Source organism: Streptomyces sp. NPDC058469, assembly GCF_042721125.1.
In the GTDB taxonomy this organism is placed as follows: domain Bacteria; phylum Actinomycetota; class Actinomycetes; order Streptomycetales; family Streptomycetaceae; genus Streptomyces.
This window is the reverse complement of the sequence record NZ_JBHXME010000049.1, coordinates 44,342-62,029: the sequence shown is the minus strand read 5'-3', so window position 1 is coordinate 62,029 and position 17,688 is coordinate 44,342. Positions and strand designations below refer to the sequence as shown.

Sequence of the window (17,688 nt, the reverse complement as noted above, 5' to 3'; positions counted from 1 at the left end):
CCCGCGGGAGCGCCCGCCCGCGCGCGGGGGGCTCCCTACCCCCCCGACGGGTGTTGGGGGCCCGCCCCGCCGGCCCCCCCCCGGGCGGCCGGTGAGGTGCCCGCTCGGGCCGGCCCGGTCGGTCAGGCCGCCCGTACATCCCGTTCCGCCAGCCCGTGGGCGCACGCCGGAGCCACGGCCGTACGGCGGCGGAGGAAGCGCGGCAGCGGGAGGGCCAGGTTGACGAAGCCCTCCGCCTGCATCGCGGCGAAGCCGATGCGGGGGAGGTCGCCGGAGGCGCGGTAGACCACGAAGCGGGGTTCCCAGCGGGGCTGGAACTTCGCGTTGAACTTGTACAGGGACTCGATCTGGAACCAGCGGGACAGGAAGACGAGCAGTCCGCGCCAGGCGCGCAGCACCGGGCCCGCGCCGATCTTCTCGCCGCGGGCGAGCGCCGCGCGGAACATCGCGAAGTTGAGCGAGACGCGCGTGATGCCGAGCTTCGGCGCCGCGTGGAGGGCGGCGACGATGAGCAGTTCGTTCATCCCCGGGTCCGCCGCGCGGTCACGGCGCATCAGGTCCAGCGACATGCCGTCGGTGCCCCAGGGCACGAAGTGCAGGATCGCCTTCAAGTCGCCGTACTCGCCCGGCTGTTCGTCCGCCCACCCGTCTCCCACCGCCGCCCTGCCTGAGGCGCTGCGCGCCGCCCCTTCAATTCTGTGGGCGGTGGCGATGAAGCAGTCCCCGTCCTCCGGGTCGCCGATGCGGCCGAGCGCCATGGAGAAGCCGCGCTCGGTGTCGGTGCCGCGCCAGGCCTCCGCGGCGAGCCGGATCCGCTCCAACTCGCCCTCGCCGAGGTCACGTACACGCCGTACCCGGGTTTCGTAGCCGGCCCGCTCGATGCGCTTCACCATTTGGCGTACGTTGCGCATCGCGCGCCCGGCGAGCGAGAAATCCGCCACGTCGACCACCGCCTCGTCGCCGAGTTCGAGGGCGTCGAGACCGGTCTCGCGGGTCCACACCTCGCCGCCCGTCTCCGAGCAGCCCATGACGGCGGGCGTCCAGGAGTGGGCCTTCGCCTCGTCCATGAACCGCTCGATGGCGCCCGGCCAGGCCTCCACGTCGCCGATGGGGTCACCGCTGGCGAGCATCACCCCGGAGACGACGCGGTACGTCACCGCCGCCTTGCCGCTGGGCGAGAAGACGACGGCCTTGTCGCGGCGGAGCGCGAAGTGACCGAGCGAGTCGCGCCGGCCGTGCTTCTCCAGGAGGGCGCGCAGACGCGTCTCGTCCTCCGGGGTGAGCTGTGCGGCCGGGTGCTCGGGCCGGAACGCGAGGTAGATCGTCGTCACGGCGGTGAGCAGCCCCAGGGCGCCGAGCGAGAAGGCGACCGTCCAGGAGGTACTGCCCTCGTAGTCGACCGGGCCCTCGAAGCCGAACAGGCCGTACAGGACGTGCGTGATCCGGTCGGCCAGGCTCGGGTCGCCGACCATGCGCTTGGAGTGGACGCTGACGATGACCAGTCCGAGGGCGAGGGAACCGGCGCCCATGAGCACGAAGTTGGCGAGCGCGCGCCACCGGCTGCGCGGGTCGGGCAGCGCCCGGAACTCGTCCCGGTGCAGCAGCAGCGGCGCGAGCAGCGCGGCCGAGATGACGACTCCTATGAGGGAGTGCCGGTACGCGAACTGCGCCACCGCGCCCGCCGGCAGCAGCACGACGGCGGCCCGCCAGGCCCGGCGCTTGCGCCGCCTGAGCCCGTGCGCGAGGAGCAGCAGCAGCACGCCGGCGCTGAGCGAGAGCGCCGCCGCGAAGGGTCCGAGCGCGCCCGGCAACACCTCGGCCATGGTGTGCATACGGCTGTGCCGGAAGCGCGGGAACACCCCCGCGGCGATGTCCAGCAGCCCGACGAGGGCGCAGGCCCTGGCGACGAGCGTGGGAACGACCTCGGGGCGCGGACCTCGGACTATGCGCCGGACCCGGCCTGAACGGCTCGGAACCCCACCCGACAATTCCCCATCTATCCTGACAGACATCGCATCCCGTAGTTCTGCGAGAGACCTTGGATCCGGGCCCGATTCGGGCATCCGGCGACATTGCGCCCTCTAGGACGGTGTCTAGGGGATGGAGGTTCCTTCCTCACCGGAAAGCCGGTTCAAAGGCAGAGGAAAGCCCGGGGCAAACGCTCGCGAAACTTGCGTGCGCCGAGGGCGGAAAGCGCAGGCGGGGACAGCTCATGGGACTCACGAGCAGGAAAGTGCTGGTACTGGCGGTCGTGTGCGCCGTACTGCTGTTCATCGGCACGGTATGGCTGTGGCCCCGCCTGGCCGGACGGAACTGGCGGGCCGTCAGCGGACGCGTCGGCCTGCTCCTGGCCACGCAGTTGGTGCTCTTCGCCTCCGTGGGCCTCGCCGCGAACCAGGCCTTCGGGTTCTACGCCAGCTGGGCCGACCTGTTCGGCAAGGAGACCGAGCAGGGCGTCGTCGTCGACCACACGTCGCTCCAGGGTGCCGGCGGACCGCTCCGGGTGGTCGAGACCCGGCGGGTGGACGCACCGGGCGGCGCCTCACGGCCGCAGAGCGTGGGCCAGGTGCAGCGGGTCGACATAGTGGGCCGTACGACCCACATCGCCACCCCCGCGTACGTGTACCTGCCGCCGGAGTACTTCCAGCCGCAGTACCGCACGCGCACGTTCCCGGCGACGGTCGTCCTCACGGGGTACCCGGGCACCGCCCGGGCGCTCGTCGACAAGCTGAACTACCCGCGCACGGCCCTGCAGTTGGCGAAGAACGGCCGTATGCAGCCGATGATCCTGGTGATGATGCGGCCCACGGTGGCGCCGCCGCGCGACACGGAGTGCGTGGACGTCCCGGGCGGACCGCGGACCGAGTCGTTCTTCGCCAAGGACCTGCCGGATGCCGTACTGGCCCACTACAGGGTGGGCAAAAAGCCCGGGAGCTGGGGCATCATCGGCGATTCCACGGGCGGTTACTGCGCCCTGAAGCTCGCGATGCACCACCCCGGGGTGTACGCCGCGGGGGCCGGCCTGTCGCCGTACTACAAGGCACCGACCGACCCGACCACGGGCGACCTCTTCCAGGGCGACAGGACGCTGCGGAACGAGGCCGATCTGTGGTGGTGCCTCAAGCACCGCCCCGCGCCCGACACTTCATTGCTCGTCACCAGCAGCAAGGTCGGGGAACACAACTACAAGGACACCCTGAAATTCATCGACCAGGTGAGGGCCAGGAACTCCACCCGTATCGCGTCGATCATCCTGGACAGCGGCGGGCACAACTTCAACACCTGGCGACGGGAGATCCCGCCGACCCTCCAGTGGATCAGCGGGCGGCTCACCGGGCGGTGAAAGTGACCGCTGAATCGGTGTGAGGGAAGCGGGGTGGGTGTGTTTTTACCGGGCGGGGCACCATCATTCGCCTACGCGCGGTAAGTTTCTGGCCATGCCACGTGGACGTCACCGCCATTCCCCGCCGTTGCACCGGCTGTTGCCCCCCTCGGCGATCGCAGGCGTGTCGCTCGTCTGCGCCTTCGGGCCCTGGGTCTTCTCACAACCGGCGGCGCTCCGCATAGTCGCGGCGATCGCCGCAGCGACCGCGCTCGTCGGCGCGGCGTTCATGCGCCGCTGGGACACACAGGCGGGCAAGCAGGTGGCCGACCTGATACGCGCGCGTACAAGCGACGAGTGGCGTTACGAGGAGCGGCTCGCCGAACTCGAGTCGGACCTCGACGAGTCGCGCGAACTCCGCGTCAAGCTGGAGCACAAGCTGCGCGCCAAGCGCACGGAACTGGCGGGCCTGCGCAACGAACACGCGGCGCTGCTGCGCCGGTACGCCACGGCGGAGACCGAGCGCGCGAGCGCCCTGGAGGGCCGCCGCCTGCTGGAGATAGAGGCCGCGGAACCCGCGCGCGCGTTGCCACCGGTTCCGGTGGACGACGACGCCTCGGCGGACGTGGATGTGGACGCGGACCTGGAGTTCCAGGACGACGGTCCCGAGACGGACGACACCGAGGCTGTGGCTGCCCCGGTCGACTCCGAGGACGAGACGGACGCCGAGAGCGAGAGCGACGCCGAGGGCGAGTCCGCGGACGAGGAGCCGGAGGCGGCCGAGGTCGTCGAGGCCGCCGCGGAGAAGTCCGCGGAGTCCACGGTGTTCTCCCCGGAGGGGTCCAAGCTGTTCCTGCGCGCCAAGGCGGCGTTGGTCCGGCTCGACGACGACGAACCCCCGGCGCCCGAGCCGAAGGACTCCGCGCCGAACGACCCTGCGCCGAAGGACCTCGCGCCGAAGGACGAGGACTCCGCGCGGGCCGAGCCCGCCCCGGTGCGGGCCGACACCGGCGGTACCGAGTCGGAGGCCGCGCAGGAGGACGAGGCGGAGGGGAAGCCCGAGGCGGTCGACGGGCATGAGCACGCGGCCGCCGTTCCCCTGGCCGCGAAGTCCGCACAGCCCGCCCAACTCGCCCAGTCCGCACACCCGTCCGGCCACTTCACCGTGCCGACCGCGGTGGCGGTCGTACCGGCGTCTCCCGTACGGCGCCCGATGGTCCAGGGCGGGTTCGACTTCTTCGGTATGCAGAAGGGGTCGACGTCCGCCGAGATGGACGCCGTACAGAACGAGGATCTCGCCGACGTCGTGGGCGAGGAGGCCCTCGCCGTGCACAAGGCCGAGGCGGAGGGGCAGTTCAAGCCGGCCGACGAGCGGTCGCGCGATGTCGGCGTCGGCCAGGTCATCGACCTGACGGCACACGACGAGACCGAGCAGATCAACCTCCACGGCCTGCGCAGCGCCGCCTCCTGACCGCCCCTCAGGCCATCCAGCGGTCCGGGCGCGCGTCCCTGCGGCCCGTCCGCGACCGCTCGGCCTGGCCGCGCAGCAGCTCCGCGGCCTCCTCCGCGTCCCGCAGACGCGCTGTGACGGTCTTGTTGGCCCCGGTGTCCACGTGCACCTCGGCAAGCCGCCAGAGGCGCTCCCAGGGCCCCTGCTTCAGCCGTACGCTCTGCACCTTCGCGTGCGGCACCAGCGCCAGGCTCCGGCGGAGCAGTCCGTGCCGGGCCGCGAACACCGTGTCGGTGACCGCGAGGCCGTAGCCGCGCCACCACAGCGGCACACACCGGCCGGACCGCCGCGGTGGGCGGGACAGCGCCGAGGGCGGCGGGACCGTCACGCCGGGCAGCACGCGCGCGACGACCGCCTCGGCGATCTCGCGCGGAGCGACCGGCACCAGCACGGAGTTGGACGAACCGGCCACGTCCAGCTCGACCCGCACCCACCCGCGCCGCCGCCACAGCAGCGGCTCCACGATCCGCACGGTCTGCACGCGCCCCGGCGGCACCGTCTCGTGCGTGCGGTCGAGCAGCCCGTGGTCGATGCGCAGCCCGTCCGGGGACTCGCCCACCGTCCAGTCGTACTCGCCGACGAACCGCCCCACACTGCTCGCGCCCGCCGCGCCCAGCAGCGGCAGCGCGGTCGCGAGGACCGTCCACACGCTGTGGGTGGCGAACCACAGCAGCGGCGGTACGACCAGTGCGGCGGCCAGCGAACCCCAGGTGGCGCCGGTCAGCACCAGGGACACCGCGAGGACCCCGGCCGGCACGTGCAGCAGCTGCCGCGCGGGCGCCTCGCCGACCTCGTGCGCGGTCTCGGGCGCGAAACCGGCCGCACGCGCGAGCAGTTCGGCGCGCAGGGCACGCGCCTCGCCCTCGCCCAGGAAGGCGAGCTCGTCCTTCTTGTCCGTCCCCACGACGTCCAGCTTCAGCTTGGCGACGCCCGCCACGCGCGCGAGGAGGGGCTGCGTCACATCGACGGCCTGGATGCGTTCCAGCCGGATGTGCGCGGTGCGCCGGAACAACAGGCCGGTACGGATGCGCAGTTCGGTGTCGGTCACCGCGAAGTGGGTGAACCACCAGGTCAGGAAGCCGTACAGGGCGGCGGCCGGGACGAGCACGGAGAGCCCGATGAGCAGCGTGACCGTGGTCAGCCGGGTCAGCTGTTCCTGCGCCTGGTTGGGGTCGTGCACCGCCCACCCGATGATGACGGCGACAGGCGCCCACGCCCGACGCAACGGCGTCACCGGATGCAACCGCCGTTCCACGAGCGGCACTTGCTCCCGTACGGCCTCGGTGGCCCCGGGCACGTCCTTGTCGGCGCCCGGCGTCGTCACAGCCCCGCCGATCGGGCCTCGCCCAGCTCGGTGAGCCGGTCGCGCAGCCGTTCGGCCTCGGCCGGGACGAGCCCCGGGATGGTCGCGTCGGTCGCCGCGGCCGCTGTGTGCAACTGCACGCTGGCGAGCCCGAAGTGCCGCTCCACAGGCCCCGAGGTCACCTCCACGAGCTGCATCCGCCCGTACGGCACGATCGTCTCGTGGTGCCACAGCACACCCCTGCTGATCAGCAGGTCGTCGGCGCGCTCGGCATACCTCCAGGAGCGCCAGTTGCGGCCCAGCAGCACCCAGCCCCATGCCATCAGGCCGAGAGGCAGCAGCGCGAACGCCGCCCAGCCGGGCCCGGCGAACAGCCCCAGCGGCACACCCAGGGCCACGGCCAGCAGCCCCAGCCACACCACCAGCAACAGCCGTCGCATCTTCAGCAGCCCCGGCGGCAGCCCGGTCCACACCGGCTCGCGCGCCGCGCCGTCCTGGGCGGCAGTCCCCGTTTCCATGCCGCAAGCGTACGTACGAGAGACTGTGCCCATGACTCCCACGACGGAGACCATGGTCGGGATCGGCGGCGCCGCGGAGAGCACCGACATGGTGCTCAACATCGGCCCCCAGCACCCCTCCACACACGGTGTGCTGCGGCTGCGGCTCGTCCTGGACGGCGAGCGCATCCAGCACGCGGAGCCGGTGATCGGCTATATGCACCGCGGCGCCGAGAAGCTCTTCGAGGCGCGCGACTACCGCCAGATCATCATGCTCGCCAACCGCCACGACTGGCTGTCGGCCTTCTCGAACGAGCTGGGCGTGGTCCTCGCCGTGGAGCGCATGCTCGGCATGGAGGTCCCCCCGCGCGCGGTGTGGACGCGCACGCTGCTCGCCGAGCTGAACCGGGTGCTCAACCACCTGATGTTCCTGGGGTCGTATCCCCTCGAACTCGGCGGTATCACCCCGGTGTTCTACGCGTTCCGGGAGCGAGAGGTGCTCCAGAACGTCATGGAGGAGGTCTCCGGCGGGCGCATGCACTACATGTTCAACCGCGTCGGCGGCCTCAAGGAGGACGTCCCGGCGGGCTGGACGGCACGCGCGCGTGAGGCCGTCGCCGCGGTGCGCTCCCGGATGGACCGCTTCGACGACCTGGTGCTCGGCAACGAGATCTTCCGGGGGCGGACGCGCGGAGTGGGCGAGCTGTCGCCGGAGGCCGTGCACGCGTACGGCGTGAGCGGGCCCATCGCGCGCGCCTCCGGCGTCGACTTCGACCTGCGGCGCGACGAGCCGTACCTCGCGTACGGCGAACTCCAGGACACCCTGAAGGTCGTCACGCGCCAGGAGGGCGACTGTCTCGCCCGCTTCGAGGTGCTCCTGGAGCAGACCCACAACGCGCTCGACCTCGCGGACGCCTGCCTCGACCGGCTCGCCGAGCTGGAGCCCGGTCCGATCAACCAGCGGCTCCCGAAGGTCCTGAAGGCGCCCGAGGGGCACACGTACGCGTGGACCGAGAACCCGCTCGGCATCAACGGCTACTACCTCGTCAGCAAGGGCGAGAAGACCCCGTACCGGCTGAAGCTGCGTTCGGCGTCCTACAACAACATCCAGGCGCTCGCCGTGCTGCTGCCGGGGACGCTGGTGGCGGACATGGTGGCGATTCTGGGGTCGTTGTTCTTCGTCGTCGGAGACATCGACAAATAGCGCCGAGCATCGACCAACAGCGACCAGCAGGGCGCATTACGGCTCTTGGAGCGGGTCCGGAATTCCAACCGGCCGCACGAGCCAGCCGAAGTCACCGAGTCCGCCGGTCGCGGTGAGTTCGGCCGCCTCGCCGGCGCCCGCGAGGGCACGGACGTACGCCGCGGGATCGGTGGAGGCCAGCGTGAGCGGGGGGCGCGCGCCTGTGACGCCGAGGGCGCGCAGGGCGGCGCGTTGCGTGAGCAGGCGTGCGCCGGGCAGTGCGCCTGCGGTATTGGCCGCCATCGCTCCCACTCCCGCTTCCGCGCAGGCGTCCAGCGCCACATGTGCCGTGATGTCGCAGGAACCGTCCGGCACGGGTGCCGTCTCGCGGCCCTCGCGGAAGCCGGTGAGGGTGCCGAACGGGGGGCGCGTGTCCCTGGTGTGCGCGTAGTCGACGGCGATCGCGAGTCCCCGGTCGACGGTGGCGACGGCGGACGCCCAGGCCGTGTCCCTGGGGAGGCCGATCTCGGCGCGCAGCCCCTCCTCGGGCGCCTGTGGCCACCACCGGGTGAGCCACGCGGCCTCCGCACCGGAGAGGGGCTCCCCGAGCCGCTCGGTCCCGTCCTCCCGTACGAGCACGAGCCGCGGTACGCCGGCGGCGTCCACCTCGGCCACCTCCACGGGCACGTTGTCCAGCCACTCGTTGGCGAACAGCAGCCCGGTGACGCCCTTCGGGGGCTCGGCGAGCCACTCGACGCGGGGATCGAGCCCTACGGGAGGGTCGGCGATCTCGACGCCGTACGCACGCACGCGTGCGGCCACTTCGGCGGGCAGCGCGGCGAGCACGCCGGTCACCAGCTCACCGCGGCCGGCGGCCAGGTCCACGAAGCCCAGCGCGGCCGGCCGGTCCAGCGCCTCGTCCACCCGGCACAGCAGCCGCGCCACGGCGCCCGCGAAGAGCGCTGACGCGTGCACGGACGTACGGAAGTGTCCGGCCGGTCCCTCGGGCCCGCGGTAGAAGCCCTCGGGCCCGTACAGGGCGTCCTCGGCCGCCGCCCGCCAGCCGCGCCACCGGCCCGTGGTGTCTTCCGTCACGCGGTCAGACTAAGTGCACAGGACAACGGGGCCTCCACCTTGGGGAGTACGCGGGACGTATACGGATCGGTCCTCCGGTTGACCCCCGCACACTTCACGCGTCCCTACGCTGGGTTACGTGCAGCGCCTCTACGACTTCCTCCGCAGACACCCGACATGGGTCGACACCTTCTGGGCTGTCTTCCTGCTGGGGCTGAGCGGCGTGAGCATCGCGAGTACCAGCTACGCGTCGGGCCGTCACGGGACGGCGCCCGGGGCGATCGCGGCGTCCGCCGTCATGTGTGTGGCGATCGCGCTGCGCCGCCGCTGGCCCGAGAAGATGCTCGTCCTGGCCGGGGCGACGGGCCTCGCGCAGCTGGTCCTCGGCATCGAGCCCGTGGTGGCCGACTTCGCCATGCTGGTGATCGTCTACACCGTCGCCGCGATCGGTGCCCGCTGGGCCTCCCGCTTCGCCCTGGCCGCCGGTCTGTCCGCGGCGACCCTGGCGCAGATCCGCTGGCCGCAGGAGCACACCAGTTCCCTCGGGCTGATCGCGCTGGCGGTCTTCCAGACGGTGCCGTTCGCGCTGGCCTGGGTGCTCGGCGACTCGATGCGCACCCGGCGCGCGTACTTCGCGCAGCTGGAGGAGCGCGCCGCCCGGCTGGAGAAGGAGCGCGAGGCGCAGGCGAAGGTCGCCGTCGCCGCCGAGCGCGCCCGGATCGCGCGCGAGCTGCACGACGTGGTCGCGCACAACGTGTCGGTGATGGTGGTCCAGGCCGACGGCGCCGCCTATGTCCTCGACTCCGCGCCGGACCAGGCGAAGAAGGCCCTGGAGACGATCTCCTCCACCGGCCGCCAGGCCCTCGCCGAGATGCGCCGCCTGCTGGGCGTGCTGCGCACCGGCGAGCACAAGGAGGCCGGCGAGTACGTTCCGCAGCCGGACGTCGAGCAGATCGACGACCTGGTCGAGCAGTGCCGTACGTCCGGACTGCCCGTCGACTTCAAGGTCGAGGGCACCCCCCGTCCGCTGCCGAGCGGCGTCGAGCTGACGGCGTACCGGATCGTGCAGGAGGCGCTCACCAACACCCGCAAGCACGGTGGTCCGAACACGGGCGCCAGTGTGCGGCTGGTCTACTTCGACGACGGCCTCGGGCTGCTCGTCGAGGACGATGGCAAGGGCGCCCCGCACGAGCTGTACGAGGAGGGCGGCGTCGACGGCCAGGGACATGGTCTGATCGGTATGCGTGAGCGGGTGGGCATGGTCGGGGGCACCCTGGACGCGGGCCCGCGTCCAGGCGGCGGCTTCCGCATCAGCGCGCTGCTGCCGCTGAAGCCCGCGCACTGAGGTGTCGTACGCCGAGTAGTGACACCTGTAACGAATTGTTGAACGACCTGTTGAACCAATTGTTGAACGATCCTGTTGACGGAACGGAAGAGGACCCGATGGCGATCCGCGTGATGCTCGTCGACGACCAGGTGCTGCTGCGCACCGGGTTCCGGATGGTGCTCGCCGCCCAGCCGGACATGGAGGTCGTCGCCGAGGCGGGCGACGGCGTCGAGGCCCTTCAGGTGCTCGCCGCGACCGCGGTCGACGTGGTCCTGATGGACGTCCGTATGCCGAAGCTGGACGGGGTGGAGACCACCCGCCGCATCTGCCAGGGCGAGAACCCGCCGAAGGTGCTGATCCTGACCACCTTCGACCTCGACGAGTACGCCTTCTCCGGGCTGAAGGCCGGTGCCTCCGGCTTCATGCTCAAGGACGTGCCGCCCGGCGAACTCCTCACCGCGATCCGCTCCGTGCACAGCGGGGACGCCGTGGTGGCGCCCTCGACGACCCGCCGCCTCCTGGACCGCTTCGCCCCGATGCTGCCCGCCACCGGAAAGGAGCCCCGGCACAAGGAGCTGGAGCGCCTCACCGAGCGCGAGCGTGAGGTCATGATCCTCGTCGCCCAGGGTCTGTCCAACGGCGAGATCGCGGCCCACCTGGTGCTGTCCGAGGCGACCGTGAAGACCCACGTCGGCCGCATCCTGACGAAGCTCGGCCTGCGGGACCGGGTGCAGGTGGTGGTCCTGGCGTACGAGACGGGACTGGTGCGGGCCGGCGGCCACGGCTGAGGAGACCGCCGACGAGCTACGGCGGTGGTACGGCGGTGCGGCTCTATGGGACCGCTGTTCGTCCGGGACGCCTATCTGAGGATGCCCTCCGGCTACCTGAGGATGCCCTCCAGGAAGTCGCTGCCCAGGCGGGCCACCATCGTGACGTCCAGCTGGTGCAGGACGTAGCGGCCGCGGCGGCGGGTGGTGATCAGGCCCGCCTTCTTCAGGACGCCGAGGTGGCGGGATATCTCGGGGGCGGTCATACCGTGCACCTGGGTCAGCTCGCTGGTGGTGAACGCGCTGCGGGCCAGGCTGCGGCACAGGCGCATGCGGACCGGGTGGGACAGCGCGGTCATCCGCAGGGTCAGCTGCTCCAGGGAGGTCGATGCGGCGAGCCTGGGGGTGTTGTGCACGGGGTAGTGCACGACGGGCTGCCAGCCGTACCGGTACAGGACCGTGAGATGCGGCCGGCCCAGGGCCGTGGGCACCAGGAGGAGGCCGCCGTCCTGGGTCGCCGTACGGCCGGTGCCGAGTTTGTCGATCGTGATGCGGGTGGCGCTCTCGTCGAGGGTCACCGCGGTGGACATCGACGTCAGCGCCTCCGCCAGGCCCTTGCGGCGCAGGAGGTCCGTCTTGTGGCGGGCGTCGGTGGCGAGTTGGTGCTGCATCCGGGACCAGGTCTCCGCGAAGAACGCCTCGTCGCAGTCCTCCAGGAACTGCCGCAGCCAGGCCCTGGTCCGCGGCGGGTCGGCCAACAGCCGCTCGGTGAACGCCAGTTGATGCGGGCCGCGCGCGGCCGCCTGCTCCAGGGCGCGCCGCCGGATCCCGGCGTCGGTGAGCGGGCCGGGCCCGCCCGTGCTGTACGAGGTCGCGCAGGTGGTGAACTCCATGGCCGCGTCCACGAACTGCTCGTCCGTCAGCTTGTCCAGCAGGTCCAGCTCCTCGGCGAGCGTGGTCCCGGGGAGCGTGCTCCGGCCCGGGATGCCCGCGTACGGGAGGAACAGGTCGGAGAACGTCGACCGCCACAGGAAGTCGGCCTCGCACATCCGGTCGGCCAGATGCGGGTCGAGCCGGGTGGTGACGCCGGTCACCCAGCCCTGGAGGCCGGGATGGTGCCCCGGCTCGGACATCGCGTGCAGCGCCATGCACAGCTCGCCCAGGGGTGAGGGCGCGAAGGTGATCCGCTCCTGCCGCAGCCCGGTGATGTCGATGTGCACGCTCATGTCCCCAATCGTGCACCCCGCCACTGACAACGCCCCCCTCGTTTGACGGCGCCCGTCAATCGACGCGACAGCCACCGGGCGGCGGCGCAGCCTGGAGACATGAGCATCACCCAGCAGTACCTCCTGGACACCTACCGCGCCCAGCGGCTCGGCGAGACCCCGCCGCCCCCGCCCGGCACCCACGACTGGCGGACCGCCCGCGAGCTGCGCGGCTACTGGCAGTTCCGCGCGGTCGTCGCGGAACGCCCGGCTCACGGTCGGCTACGGCGGGCCCTGGGCCGCCTGTTGCACCCGCACCCGCGTTCCGCCTGCTGACACCACTCGACAACACCCGAGGCCGCGTTCCGCCGCTGACGTCCGAGGGCGCCGCGATCGCCGTCTCCTAGCGGGCCGTCTCCTCCTTCAGCCGGACCACGAAGTCCGCGACCGCCGCCTTCACGTCGTCGGCCGTCCACTCCAGGCCGGCGGCCCGCACGTAGACCTCGGTGACCGCCAGGCCCGGACCCTTCGCGTCCCAGGCGCCGGCGAAGAGGGCCGTCCTCGTCTCCTCGGCCTGCCGGATCGCGGCCTCCGCGACGGCGTCGGGGTCGTACGGCAGCCAGACCTGGAACTCGTTCGTGTGCGGCTGCTCGGGGTGGACGCGCATCCAGGGCACCCCGGCCGCCGCGAAGCCCTCGCGCAGCGCCTCGGCGACCACGCGCGCGTGGGCCACGTACGCGGGCAGCCGGGGCAGCTCCCGGTCCAGGCCCGCGAGTGCCGTCAGCGCGGTGGGGAACTGCTGGAAGACCATGCCCCCGTAGCGGTGCCGCCAGGTCTTCGCCTCGTCGATGAGGGTCTTCGGGCCGACGAGCGCGGCGCCGCCTAGGGCGTCGAGGGACTTGTAGAACGACACGTAGACGCTGTCGGCGAGGTCGGCGATCTCGTCGAGCGGGCGGCCGAAGTGGGTGGCGGACTCCCACAGGCGGGCCCCGTCGAAGTGGACCACCGCGTCGCGTTCGTGCGCGGCCTCGACGACGGCGGAGAGTTCCTCCCAGGAGGGCAGCACGAAACCGGCGTCCCGGAGGGGCAGTTCGAGCATCAGCGTCCCGAAGGGCTCCGGGAAGTCACGCACCTCGTCGGCGGTCGGCTGCCGGGGTTCGCTCGTCACATGGACCGGGCGCAATCCGCTGACCTGGCTGAACGCGTCCCGTTCGTGCACTTCGGGATGGGCGAGCGGGTGCAGGGCGACGGTCGGGTTGCCGGTGCGGCCGGCCCAGCAGCGCAGGGCGACCTGCTGCGCCATGGTGCCCGTGGGGAAGAAGGCCGCGGCCTCCTTGCCGAGCAGTTCGGCGACCCGCTTCTCCAGGAGCTCGACCACGCCGCCGCCGTACAGGTCCGACGTCTCGTCCAGGTCGTACAGCTCGGCCGCCTCCTGTACGAAGGCGAGCCGTTCCCGGAGCGTGCCCAGGAAGCCGAGGCGGGCAAAAGCGCGCTCCGCGCTCCGGTTCGCGCTGGTCCGCCGTTTGCGGCGCTCCAGGATCCGTTCCTCGTCGGTTATGGACTCCGCTCCCCGCTCGCCCTGCTCCGCCTGCTCTTCGCCTTGTTCCGCCGTATCGCTCATGCTCCGGATGATGCCTGGCGCGGGTCCGCGGGAGCATCCGGATTTCCACAGGCTTTCCCCCACTGCGCTGCTGTGTGACAACCCACAGCCTGTGGACAACCGGACGCCCCTCGAACCGATCGCGTTAACATGACGAGAAATCGTCCGGTACCCGGAGCGGACTGGAACGGGAAGGCCGCCGTCGCGTGAGTACATTCCAACAGCCAGAGCCCAAGGACCGCCCCGCGCGGCTCGCCGTCGGTGTCGTCGGCGCCGGCCGGGTGGGCCCCGCGCTGGCCGCCTCGCTCCAACTGGCCGGGCACCGCCCGGTGGCCGTCTCCGGAGTGTCCGACGCGTCCAGGCGACGGGCCGCGCTGATGCTCCCCGACGTGCCGGTCGTCACGCCCGCACAGGTGCTGGAGCGCTCCGACCTGGTGCTGCTGACCGTCCCGGACGACGCCCTGCCCGGGCTCGTGGAGGGCCTCGCCGACACCGGGGCCGTACGCCCCGGGCAGCTGCTCGTGCACACCTCCGGGCGATACGGCGCGAGGGTCCTGGACCCCGCTCTGCGGGTGGGCGCGCTGCCGCTGGCCCTGCACCCCGCGATGACCTTCACGGGCACTCCGGTGGACGTCCAGCGGCTCGCCGGGTGCTCCTTCGGGGTCACCGCGCCCGAGGAGCTGCGGCTGGCCGCCGAGGCCCTGGTGATCGAGATGGGCGGCGAGCCCGAGTGGATCGCCGAGGAGAGCCGCCCGCTGTACCACGCGGCCCTCGCGCTGGGCGCCAACCACCTGGTGACCCTGGTCGCCGAGTCCATGGAGCTGCTGCGCACGGCCGGCGTCGAGGCCCCCGACCGGATGCTCGGCCCGCTGCTGGGCGCAGCCCTGGACAACGCGCTGCGCTCCGGCGACGCCGCGCTCACCGGCCCCGTCGCGCGCGGGGACGCGGGCACCGTCGCCGCGCATGTCACCGAGCTGCGCAAGCACGCCCCGCAGACTGTCGCCGGCTATCTGGCGATGGCCCGCGCGACCGCCGACCGGGCGCTGGCCCACGGGCTGCTGAAGCCGGAACTCGCCGAGGACCTCCTCGGGGTGCTCGCCAACGGCGCCGAGGGAGATGCCGGATGACCGCCACCCTGCTGCGCACCGCCGACGAACTGCACGCACGCACGCGTGCGGGCCGTCGCGTCGTCGTGATGACGATGGGCGCCCTGCACGAGGGCCACGCCACGCTGGTCCGCACGGCGCGCGGGATCGCCGGACCGGACGGCGAGGTCGTGGTCACCGTCTTCGTGAACCCGCTGCAGTTCGGCAAGGGCGAGGACCTCGACCGCTATCCGCGCACCCTGGACGCCGACGTCAAGATCGCCGAAGAGGCGGGCGCGGACGTCGTGTTCGCGCCCTCCGTGGACGAGGTCTATCCGGGCGGCGAACCCCAGGTACGCATCTCGGCGGGCCCCATGGGCGAACGCCTGGAGGGCGCGGTCCGCCCCGGCCACTTCGACGGCATGCTCACCGTCGTCGCCAAGCTGCTGCACCTCACCCGCCCCGACGCCGCCCTGTTCGGCCAGAAGGACGCCCAGCAGCTCGCCCTGATCCGCCGCATGGTGGGCGACCTGAACTTCGGCATGGAGATCGTCGGCGTGCCGACCGTGCGCGAGGCCGACGGCCTGGCCCTGTCCAGCCGCAACCGCTATCTGTCCCCCCGGGAGCGGCGCACCGCGCTGGCGCTCTCGCAGGCCCTGTTCGCGGGCCGCGACCGGCACGCCGCCCAGGAGGCGCTGCGCGCCCGGGCCCGCGAGGTGCCCGCAACGCACGCGCGTGCCGAGGCGCTCAGCGCCATAGGGGAGTCCCGCGCGGCGGCCGACGCGCACGCCGTCGCCAAGGCCGCCCCCGGCCCCGGCAACCCGGCGTCCGTCCGAGCCGCCGCCCGCCTGGTCCTCGACGACGCCGCCCGCCTGGACCCGCCGCTCGTCCTGGACTACCTCGCCCTGGTCGACCCGTCCGACTTCACGGACGTCGAGGAGGACTTCACCGGGGAGGCCGTCCTCGCCGTCGCCGCCCGGGTCGGGACGACCCGGCTGATCGACAACATCCCACTCGCTTTCGGAACCTTCGGAGCCGCCTCGTGACCAGCACAGGCATACGCCCGCCCGTCGCCCACCACCACCCTCAAACGAGAGCGCTACGCGCTCGCCCCCGCTTGTATGCCCCCGCCCCAGGATGGTCCATCGACGCGGACGTCGTGGTCGTCGGCTCCGGTGTGGCCGGCCTGACCGCGGCGCTGCGCTGCGAGGCGGCCGGGCTGCGGACGGTCGTGGTCACCAAGGCCCGCCTCGACGACGGTTCCACCCGCTGGGCCCAGGGCGGCATCGCCGCGGCCCTCGGGGAGGGCGACACCCCCGAACAGCACCTGGACGACACCCTGGTGGCGGGCGCGGGCCTGTGCGACGAGGAGGCCGTACGGATCCTCGTCACGGAGGGCCCCGACGCCGTACGGCGGCTCATCGAGACCGGTGCCCACTTCGACGAGTCCTCCGAAGGAGGACTGGAGCTGGGCCGTGAGGGCGGCCACCACCGCCGCCGTATCGCGCACGCCGGCGGCGACGCGACCGGCGCCGAGATCTCCCGGGCCCTTGTCGAGGCCGTACGCGCGCGCGGCCTGCGCACGATCGAGAACGCGCTCGTGCTGGACCTCCTGACGGACGCCGAGGGCCGTACGGCGGGCGTGACCCTGCACGTCATGGGAGAGGGCCAGCACGACGGTGTGGGCGCCGTGCACGCGCCCGCGGTGGTCCTCGCGACCGGCGGCATGGGGCAGGTCTTCTCGGCGACCACCAACCCGTCCGTGTCGACCGGCGACGGGGTCGCCCTCGCCCTCCGCGCGGGCGCCGAGGTCTCCGACCTGGAGTTCGTGCAGTTCCACCCGACCGTGCTGTTCCTCGGCGCGGACGCGGAGGGCCAGCAGCCCCTCGTCTCCGAGGCGGTCCGCGGCGAGGGCGCCCACCTGGTCGACGCCGACGGCGTGCGCTTCATGGTGGGCCAGCACGAACTCGCCGAGCTCGCGCCCCGGGACATCGTCGCCAAGGGCATCATGCGGCGCATGCAGGAGCAGGACGCCGAGCACATGTTCCTCGACGCCCGGCACTTCGGCGCCGCCATGTGGGAGCACCGCTTCCCGACGATCCTCGCCGCCTGTCGCAGCCACGGCATCGACCCGGTCACCGAGCCCGTCCCGGTCGCCCCCGCCGCCCACTACGCCTCCGGCGGCGTCCGCACCGACTCCCGGGGCCGTACGACCGTCCCCGGGCTGTACGCGTGCGGAGAGGTCGCCTGCACCGGTGTGCACGGCGCGAACCGGCTCGCCTCCAACTCCCTCCTCGAAGGCCTCGTCTACGCCGAGCGCATCGTCGCCGACATCACCGGGAGCCGGACGGAGAACGCCCTGCACGCGCGCGTGCCCCAACCGGTCCCGCACCCCCAGAAGCCCGCGCAGCCGCTGCTCGCCCCCGAGGCCCGCTTCGCGATCCAGCGGATCATGACCGAGGGCGCGGGCGTCCTGCGCTCCGCCGACTCCCTCGCCAGGGCCGCCGGACAGCTCCAGCGGCTGCACACCGACGCCCGCGACGCCCTCGACGAGAACGGCAAGACCGCCGAGCCCGGCGTCGACACCTGGGAGGCCACCAACCTCCTGTGCGTGGCCCGCGTGCTGGTCACCGCCGCCGCTCAGCGCGAGGAGACCCGCGGCTGCCACTGGCGCGAGGACCACGCCGAGCGCGACGACACCGCATGGCGCCGCCACATCGTCGTACGGCTGAATCCGGACCGCACGCTGGCCGTACACACCACGGACACCGCAGACTTCCCCCCGACCCGGCAGCACCGTCCTCAGGAGCAGTGA

15 protein-coding genes are annotated in these 17,688 nt (G+C 72.5%); 9 read left to right on the top strand and 6 right to left on the bottom strand.

What is annotated here, in order from left to right; translation table 11 throughout:
- Positions 1-122: 122 nt before the first annotated feature.
- Positions 123-2,012, bottom strand: a complete 1,890-nt coding sequence (locus ACFWP5_RS21975; protein ID WP_384158937.1) for a phosphatidylglycerol lysyltransferase domain-containing protein — start codon at positions 2,010-2,012, stop codon at positions 123-125.
- Between the two features lie 200 nt (positions 2,013-2,212).
- Between ACFWP5_RS21975 and ACFWP5_RS21970 the strand changes: the two genes are divergently transcribed.
- Both ACFWP5_RS21970 and ACFWP5_RS21965 read left to right on the top strand, forming a co-directional pair.
- Complete coding sequence (locus ACFWP5_RS21970; protein ID WP_384158933.1) at positions 2,213-3,343, top strand: alpha/beta hydrolase; 1,131 nt, start codon at positions 2,213-2,215, stop codon at positions 3,341-3,343.
- Between the two features lie 94 nt (positions 3,344-3,437).
- Positions 3,438-4,793 (top strand): hypothetical protein, encoded by a 1,356-nt coding sequence (locus tag ACFWP5_RS21965; protein WP_384158930.1) that lies wholly within the window; start codon positions 3,438-3,440, stop codon positions 4,791-4,793.
- Positions 4,794-4,800: 7 nt separating this feature from the next.
- Here the strand turns inward: ACFWP5_RS21965 and ACFWP5_RS21960 are convergent, their stop codons facing one another.
- Both ACFWP5_RS21960 and ACFWP5_RS21955 read right to left on the bottom strand, forming a co-directional pair.
- Complete coding sequence (locus tag ACFWP5_RS21960; protein WP_384158927.1) at positions 4,801-6,156, bottom strand: PH domain-containing protein; 1,356 nt, start codon at positions 6,154-6,156, stop codon at positions 4,801-4,803.
- Positions 6,153-6,653 carry a PH domain-containing protein gene (locus tag ACFWP5_RS21955; RefSeq protein WP_384158924.1) on the bottom strand — a complete coding sequence of 167 codons (501 nt, stop codon included), beginning with the start codon at positions 6,651-6,653 and terminating at the stop codon, positions 6,153-6,155. The genes ACFWP5_RS21960 and ACFWP5_RS21955 overlap by 4 nt, the downstream gene beginning before the upstream one ends.
- 31 nt (positions 6,654-6,684) lie before the next feature.
- On the opposite strand from ACFWP5_RS21955, the gene ACFWP5_RS21950 reads away from it, so the two are divergent.
- Positions 6,685-7,836 carry an NADH-quinone oxidoreductase subunit D gene (locus tag ACFWP5_RS21950; protein WP_384158922.1) on the top strand — a complete coding sequence of 384 codons (1,152 nt, stop codon included), beginning with the start codon at positions 6,685-6,687 and terminating at the stop codon, positions 7,834-7,836.
- A 36-nt stretch (positions 7,837-7,872) separates the two neighbouring features.
- Here the strand turns inward: ACFWP5_RS21950 and ACFWP5_RS21945 are convergent, their stop codons facing one another.
- Positions 7,873-8,910, bottom strand: coding sequence for an SAM-dependent methyltransferase (locus ACFWP5_RS21945; RefSeq protein ID WP_384158919.1), 1,038 nt, complete (start codon positions 8,908-8,910; stop codon positions 7,873-7,875).
- Between the two features lie 118 nt (positions 8,911-9,028).
- Between ACFWP5_RS21945 and ACFWP5_RS21940 the strand changes: the two genes are divergently transcribed.
- A complete protein-coding gene (locus ACFWP5_RS21940; RefSeq protein ID WP_384158916.1) occupies positions 9,029-10,234 on the top strand; it encodes a sensor histidine kinase in 1,206 nt (401 codons plus the stop codon).
- A 98-nt stretch (positions 10,235-10,332) separates the two neighbouring features.
- A complete protein-coding gene (locus ACFWP5_RS21935) occupies positions 10,333-11,004 on the top strand; it encodes a response regulator (protein WP_384158913.1) in 672 nt (223 codons plus the stop codon).
- A gap of 92 nt (positions 11,005-11,096) precedes the next feature.
- Here the strand turns inward: ACFWP5_RS21935 and ACFWP5_RS21930 are convergent, their stop codons facing one another.
- Entirely contained in the window at positions 11,097-12,209 is a 1,113-nt protein-coding gene (locus ACFWP5_RS21930) for a DUF5937 family protein (protein ID WP_384158910.1), read from the bottom strand.
- A 99-nt stretch (positions 12,210-12,308) separates the two neighbouring features.
- On the opposite strand from ACFWP5_RS21930, the gene ACFWP5_RS21925 reads away from it, so the two are divergent.
- Complete coding sequence (locus tag ACFWP5_RS21925) at positions 12,309-12,524, top strand: hypothetical protein (protein WP_384158907.1); 216 nt, start codon at positions 12,309-12,311, stop codon at positions 12,522-12,524.
- Positions 12,525-12,591: 67 nt separating this feature from the next.
- Here the strand turns inward: ACFWP5_RS21925 and ACFWP5_RS21920 are convergent, their stop codons facing one another.
- Positions 12,592-13,809, bottom strand: coding sequence for a threonine aldolase family protein (locus tag ACFWP5_RS21920; RefSeq protein ID WP_384158904.1), 1,218 nt, complete (start codon positions 13,807-13,809; stop codon positions 12,592-12,594).
- A gap of 185 nt (positions 13,810-13,994) precedes the next feature.
- On the opposite strand from ACFWP5_RS21920, the gene ACFWP5_RS21915 reads away from it, so the two are divergent.
- Genes ACFWP5_RS21915 through ACFWP5_RS21905 form a run of 3 tightly spaced genes read left to right on the top strand, consistent with a single transcriptional unit; the run spans position 13,995 to position 17,688 of the window.
- Positions 13,995-14,915, top strand: a complete 921-nt coding sequence (locus ACFWP5_RS21915; RefSeq protein ID WP_384158900.1) for a Rossmann-like and DUF2520 domain-containing protein — start codon at positions 13,995-13,997, stop codon at positions 14,913-14,915.
- Positions 14,912-15,919, top strand: a complete 1,008-nt coding sequence (gene panC / locus ACFWP5_RS21910; protein WP_384158897.1) for a pantoate--beta-alanine ligase — start codon at positions 14,912-14,914, stop codon at positions 15,917-15,919. Before ACFWP5_RS21915 ends, panC begins: the two co-directional genes overlap by 4 nt.
- Before the next feature lie 11 nt (positions 15,920-15,930).
- Positions 15,931-17,688: an L-aspartate oxidase gene (locus ACFWP5_RS21905; protein WP_384158947.1), complete on the top strand. Its 1,758-nt coding sequence runs from the start codon at positions 15,931-15,933 to the stop codon at positions 17,686-17,688.

What these genes read in the sequence shown, in the direction of transcription:
- ACFWP5_RS21975 (WP_384158937.1), bottom strand. Translation starts at nt 2,012, where the DNA reads ATGTCTGTCAGGATAGATGGGGAATTGTCGGGTGGGGTTCCGAGCCGT.
- ACFWP5_RS21970 (WP_384158933.1), top strand. Translation starts at nt 2,213, where the DNA reads ATGGGACTCACGAGCAGGAAAGTGCTGGTACTGGCGGTCGTGTGCGCC.
- ACFWP5_RS21965 (WP_384158930.1), top strand. Translation starts at nt 3,438, where the DNA reads ATGCCACGTGGACGTCACCGCCATTCCCCGCCGTTGCACCGGCTGTTG.
- ACFWP5_RS21955 (WP_384158924.1), bottom strand. Translation starts at nt 6,653, where the DNA reads ATGGAAACGGGGACTGCCGCCCAGGACGGCGCGGCGCGCGAGCCGGTG.
- ACFWP5_RS21950 (WP_384158922.1), top strand. Translation starts at nt 6,685, where the DNA reads ATGACTCCCACGACGGAGACCATGGTCGGGATCGGCGGCGCCGCGGAG.
- ACFWP5_RS21935 (WP_384158913.1), top strand. Translation starts at nt 10,333, where the DNA reads ATGGCGATCCGCGTGATGCTCGTCGACGACCAGGTGCTGCTGCGCACC.
- ACFWP5_RS21930 (WP_384158910.1), bottom strand. Translation starts at nt 12,209, where the DNA reads ATGAGCGTGCACATCGACATCACCGGGCTGCGGCAGGAGCGGATCACC.
- ACFWP5_RS21925 (WP_384158907.1), top strand. Translation starts at nt 12,309, where the DNA reads ATGAGCATCACCCAGCAGTACCTCCTGGACACCTACCGCGCCCAGCGG.
- ACFWP5_RS21920 (WP_384158904.1), bottom strand. Translation starts at nt 13,809, where the DNA reads ATGAGCGATACGGCGGAACAAGGCGAAGAGCAGGCGGAGCAGGGCGAG.
- panC (WP_384158897.1), top strand. Translation starts at nt 14,912, where the DNA reads ATGACCGCCACCCTGCTGCGCACCGCCGACGAACTGCACGCACGCACG.